3 protein-coding genes are annotated in these 6,000 nt (G+C 68.3%); all 3 read right to left on the bottom strand.

Annotated features, from left to right (window positions below; all coding sequences use genetic code 11):
• Window positions 1-46: 46 nt before the first annotated feature.
• Window positions 47-1,099, bottom strand: a complete 1,053-nt coding sequence (locus KHU32_RS14780) for a glycoside hydrolase family 3 protein (protein ID WP_213670840.1) — start codon at window positions 1,097-1,099, stop codon at window positions 47-49.
• A 65-nt stretch (window positions 1,100-1,164) separates the two neighbouring features.
• The gene (murC, locus tag KHU32_RS14785; protein WP_213670841.1) at window positions 1,165-4,950 is read right to left on the bottom strand and encodes a UDP-N-acetylmuramate--L-alanine ligase; all 3,786 of its coding nucleotides are present in this window, start codon (window positions 4,948-4,950) and stop codon (window positions 1,165-1,167) included.
• Complete coding sequence (locus tag KHU32_RS14790) at window positions 4,950-5,591, bottom strand: YdcF family protein (RefSeq protein ID WP_213670842.1); 642 nt, start codon at window positions 5,589-5,591, stop codon at window positions 4,950-4,952. The genes murC and KHU32_RS14790 overlap by 1 nt, the downstream gene beginning before the upstream one ends.
• Window positions 5,592-6,000: the final 409 nt, after the last annotated feature.

The following is a 6,000-nucleotide window of genomic DNA, read 5'->3' on the forward strand; positions in this document are numbered from 1 at the left end:
CCGTCCCCGGCAGGAAACCCAGAGTTAGCATGAAAAATGCTGTTCTCTACTTGGCCCGTAAAGCGCGCACCCTTGCTGCGGCCCCCAGGACCTGTTCCTCGCTGAGGACTCCCTCAGCGATCGCCGCGCGCACCCAACCCACCGCGCGTTGCGGCAGAAGCGGATCATAGCCGAACAGGTTCTTGATCATGATGAGATCGTTGCCGGCGGCAATGGCCTGCACGAGGGCCTCCTTCCGACCCATGAGATGGTTGACCGCCTTCATGTCGAGATCGTCCGTCACCACCACGCCGCGATAGCCCAGCCGCTCCCGCAGCAGGCCGGTCACGATCGGCGCCGATATCGTCGCGGGCCGGCCATCCGGCGCCACCTGATCGAGCCGCAAATGCCCCGTCATCACCATGGGCGGGGGATGATTCGACGCGATCAGCCGGACGAAGGGCTCCAACTCGTCCTCGGTCCAGGTCGCCGAGATATCAGCCGCGTGATAGTGGCTGTCGCCCGTCGAGCGGCCATGGCCAGGAAAGTGCTTCGCCGCACAGATGATGCCGGTGCCCGAGAAACCCTCCACGAAGGCTTCCCCATAGCTCGCGATGAGCTGGGGATCGGTGCCGTAGGCACGCCCGGAAATGCCGATCGACGGATTGGTCGGATCGTCGACATCGACCACGGGTCCCAGATTCACGTCGAAGCCAACGGCCGCCAACTCGCGGCCCGCCTGGGCATAGATGCCGCAGGCCTCGGCCGGCGACAGCCCCGCCGCGACATCGCGCGCCGATGGCAGGCGCGTCATGCCATGCGCCTCGGTAAGCCTCTGTACGGTGCCGCCCTCGTGATCGATGGCCAGCAGCGGTGCCCAACCCTCCCCAGCGCCGAAGAGGCCGAGCAGGCCCTTCAGCTCCTCCATCGTGCCGACGTTCTGGCTGACGAAGAAGACCGCACCGACCTGAGCGCGACGCGCCTGCCGGGCCAGCAGCCGGGCGGAGGGCGATGCCGTGCTGGCGCCGTAGAAGCCCACCAACAGCAGATCCCCCACCGCCGCAGCCAGCTTGTCGCGGTGCCGGAACCAGCCGAGCCAGGCGAGCGGATAGGCCAGCATGCCGATGGCCACGCCCAGGCCGGCGCTGGCGGCGCGCCCTGCCCGCCGCCAGCGCTGAGGAATTTTCATGCGTCTGTCTCGACGTGCTCGAAAGCCGCTTCCACCCGCCGCATCAGGTGATGGGCCAGGAACTGTACCGCAGGCTCAATGCAGGCGTTGCCGTGAGGCCCTGGGATCAGATCGATGCTGACACCGCCGGGCATTGCCGCTTCATAGGGCACAAGGCCCGGCCCATCGGGCCGCAAGGGATTCAGAAAGCTGTCCTCCGCACAGATCATGGCGACGCGCCCGGGATAAGGTTGGGGGCGGCCGGGCTCGATGAGCACCATCAGCGGTACCGGGCGCCCCTCTGCGGAAAGCTGTTCGGCAATGTTCTGAACGATGGTGCCCCCTTGGCAGACACCGGCCAGCAGGACCGGACCTTCCGGCGCAATCGCTGCGATCTCCTCGGCGTAACGGGAGGCGATCTGGCGGATGCTGCCTGGCCCGTGATCGATCACGAGATGACCGGAGCGCATCCCATGCACGCGGAAGGCCGGTGAAAGGCGCGCCGCCAGGGCGGTGAACTCCTCCTCCATCTGGCAGCACAGGAAGATATCGCGCCGGGCCTCGGGGGAACCCAGGGTGGTGATGAGGCTTTCGGGAGAGACGCGCACACCAGGCCAGTGCCCGCAAAGATCGCGCATGCGCCGATAGATGCGACTTGCCGTGAAGCCCTGCGCGCCGTCCGCGATACCGTCACGCTGCCAGAGCAGATCCTCCAGCTGCGCGGCCATCTGAGGGAGCGTACCGATCCGTCCGAAATAGCCAGGCGGCACGACGACGCAGAAGCGTTCCTCGACAAGCTGAATCAGGATCAGCGAGGCAAGGGAGTCGCCGCCAAGCGCGGCAAAGCGATCAAGCATGCCGACCGGATCCGGGAGATCCAGCGCCTCCTGCCAGAGCGGGGCCAGGCGCTGCTCGATCTCGGTCTGCGGCGGCCAGTATTCCGTCGCGCGGATGATGCTGCGGCCACCATGTTCCGCGAGCAGCTTCTGGCGATCCTTCTTCCCGCTCGGCGTGAGGGGAATCCTGGGCACGCGCTGGATACGGGAGGGCAAGGCGCTTTCCGGCAGCCATTCCGCGAGCCGGCGCGACAGGGCGGAGATATCGAGCGCACGATCATCCGTCGCCTGCACGAAGCAGGTCAGCAGAGGACGCGGCCCCTTCGCGATGCAGACGGCAGCATCGGCCACGCCGTCCTCGCGCAGGACGACGCGCTCGATCTCGCCGAGCTCGATGCGCACGCCATGCATCTTCACCTGGGTGTCGGCACGGCCAATGAAGTGCAGCGCGCCGTCCTCGCCGCGCCGGACCATGTCGCCGGTGCGATAGACGCGCAGGAGGCGGCGCCCCATGGGCGCCTGAACGAAGCGCTCCGCCGTTTCTTCCGGTCTGCCGAGATATCCCGAGGCCACGCCTGGTCCCGCGAGGCACAGCTCGCCGAGCTCACCCCTACCGACCGGCTGCAGCGCCTCGTCCAGCACATGGGCTTCCACATGGCCCAGCGCCGTGCCGATCGTGACCTCGGCACCCGGTTCGCACGGGGCGGCCGTGGCATAGATCGTCGCCTCCGTCGGACCATAGACGTTGAAGAAGCGCCGGCCCGGGGCCCATTCCGCGACCAACTCCGGCGGGCAAGGCTCACCGCAGGCGATGATGCAGCGCAAATCTGGCAGCGCCCGCGAACGCGCGCTCGCGAGCAAGCTCGGTGTGATGGAGAGATGAGTCACGCCCGCCCGCTCCAGCGCATCAGCCAGGCGCTCCCCGCCCAGCGGCCTCGCGCCGGCCACCGACAGCGCACCGCCGCCGGCCAGCGTGCCGCAGATCTCCGCCAGCGATACGTCGAAGCTGATGGAGGTATTGAGCAGCATCCGCGCCCCGCGGCCGGTCCCGAAGCGTTGCACCGTGTCGCGCAGCAGGGCGGCCAGCGCCGCGTGGTCGATGCGGATCCCCTTCGGATATCCGGTCGATCCCGAGGTGAAGCAGATATAGGCGCCGCCGCTTCCTCGCGGTGCAGGTGGCACCTCACCGCCCAGGGCACGCAGCGCCGCGACGTCGTAGGCGGGCCATGCGCCCATCGTCTCGCGTGCCACCAGCGCCGCGGCCCCGGCCTGTTCCAGCATATAGGCGCGGCGCGCCTCCGGCAGCGCGAGGTCGAGCGGGAGATAGGTACCGCCTGCCTTCATCACGCCCAGCAAGGCGACGGCCAGTTCCGCGCCGAGCGGCAGCGCGACACCGACCACCGTGCCTGCCAGCCCGCGTGTCGCGAGGCCGGCAGCAAGCTCGTCGCTGGCGCGATCGAGTTCGGCATAGGACAGCGCGCCGTCGCGCCCGACCAGGGCTAGCTCTTCCGGCCCGGCTCGTGCGGCGGCACGGAACATCGCGACGAAGCTCTCCGCGGGGCGCAAGGCTTCCACGACGCGCTGCGTCCAGCGCCGCGGCACGAGCGCCTTCGACGGCGCTGCCGCCACCTCCGTCTGCAACTGCTGCAGCATCTTCCCGGCGACGCCCGTCATGCCGGCGCCGCCCATGACCAGCAGGAGATCGCCGGCCGCAAGGTCATGTCGCGCATGGGCGACAAGTTCCCCGGCATCCTCGCGTTGCACGGCCGCGATGCCGAGGCGCTGCAGCCCTTCGGCGATGGCGGTGCTGCCGGCCGATTGCGCGGCCTCGCCGTCCCCGTCCACATCGAGAAGCAGCACCTGGTCGGCCTCGGCGAGACTCGTCACGAATTCCGCCTGCAGCCGCTGAAGGCGCGAGTGCAGCAAGGGCTGGAAGGCCGCAACCAGGCGACGATCCGGCGCAACGGCGCGTGCCGCGCGCAAGGTCGCGGCGACCTCGGCTGGGTGATGGGCGTAGTCGTCCACGATGCGGATGCCCGCGGCCTCGCCGATCTCCTGCCAGCGGCGCGCGACGCCCGTGAAACGCTCCAGGCCCCGGGCCATGACCTCCAGGCCGATGCCCAGCGCATGGCAGGCAGCGAGGGCCGCCAGGGCGTTGCGGCGCATGTGATCGCCGGGCTGGCGCAGCGCGATGGGCCCGAGCTGCCTCCCCTCGATGCGCGGGGCAAAGGGCGCGGGCCCGGGTTCGGCGGAAACGGCGCAGCCCGGATCGAGCCCGAACCACGTGACCTTGCCCTCCGGTAGCCCGAGGCGGGCGATGCCGGGATCCTCGCCGAAGGCAGCGATCCGCTGCGCCCGGCGGGCGAAGGCGGCGAAGGATTCCTCCAGCGCGGCCTGCGAGGCGTAATGGTTGACGTGCTCGTCATCGACGTTGGTGAGGACGGCGATGTCGGGGTTCAGGCTGTCGAGGTTACGGAAGGCCTCGCAGGCCTCGGCGACGAAGAGGTCCTGGCCGCCCGGACGCGCGCGCCTTCCATCCAGGCAGGGGATATCCGCGCCGAGCGCAAAGCCGGGATCAATGCCGGCTTCGTCCAGGATGCAGGCTATCATGCCGCTCGTCGTGGATTTGCCATGCGAGCCCGCGACCATGACGGCGCGACGGCCTTCCCGCAGCAGGTCGAGGCATTCCGCGCGGCGCAGCAGCGGAATGCGGCGGCGGCGCGCACCCTCCAGCTCGGCATTGCCGGCGGGGATCGCATCGCTGACCACGACCAGCTCGGCGCCATCGAGCTGGGCCTCGTCGTGATCCTCGGCGATCCGCGCGCCTTCCCGCACGAGGCTCTCGATGATCGCCGTTCGCGCCCGATCGCTGCCCGTGACCCTGCGGCCGGAGGCCAGCAGATATTGCGCGAGGCTTGCCATGCCCGCGCCGCCAATTCCCACCAGATGGATATGCCTGGGCAGCATCAGAATCCCCCGATGTCGCCCTTCTGGGCGTAAGTGCCGATCGCGCTGAGCTCACGGAGGACATAGGCCTGCCCGCCTTCAGTCTCCCACCAGGTCGTGGCGAGGAAATCGTCGGGTTCCTGGGAGGGCTGCATGACGAGCCGGAGATGCGCGGGCCAATGCCGCCGCGCCGTCATGAGGGCACGACGCGCGTGGTAGGGCTTGCTGACGATGGCCACACGGCGGATGCGGTCCCAACCGATCCGCTGCTCAATGATGGAGGCAGAAAAGACGAAATTCTCTCGGGTATTGGTCGACTCCGTCTCCAGAAGGATCGCGCTCTCGGGAACGCCGCGCGCGACGGCATAGTCACGAAACAGGACGGCTTCCGGCACCGGCTGCGGCGCGGGGCCGTGACCGCAGACCATGATCACCGGGGCAAAGCCACGGGCATGGAGCGCGATCGCCGGGTCCATGTTCGTCGGCGTCGGGCAACCCAGGACAAAGCAAAGGTCGACAGGCTCCGGCAGATCCTCGACGAAAAGGAAGCGCGTGATCGCCTCTCTCGATGCCAGGAGGTTCGGGTCCGACGGCGCGGATTGGCCTGCTTCAGCCGGCTTGGTGCGCGGGAGATATGCGCGCAGGCGCTTCAGGAACAGCAATGTCTATCCTGCCTCATGTCGCAGATGTGTTGATTCTCGCCTGAGGAGCATGCGGCTGACGGTGGGCATGATGAGTCTTTCCGGGCCATTTGGCGAGGCGAGCGAGCCGAGCTCTCCATTCTTTCGGCGCACTCCACCCCGACGCGCAAGGCCGAGGTCAGGCGATGGCTCGCAACGAACGCGGATCATCCGCCTATCGTGGTGCACGATGACTGGCGGCAGCAGGTCAGCGGTTTGGCCGCGCAGCTGGTCCAGACCCACGCTCGGATGGGACTGAGGTGTTGTTTAGTCCCGGCATTTCCTGGTGCGGATTTTTGCTGAAGCGTTCGGGCGTTTCTGCTCATGTTTTGCAGATGAATTCGTAGGGCGTGAGGCCGCGCAGCCGTTTGAGGCGGCGGGCGAAGTTGTA

It is taken from the genome of Roseococcus pinisoli, from assembly GCF_018413645.1.
Classification (GTDB): Bacteria; Pseudomonadota; Alphaproteobacteria; order Acetobacterales; family Acetobacteraceae; genus Roseococcus; species Roseococcus pinisoli.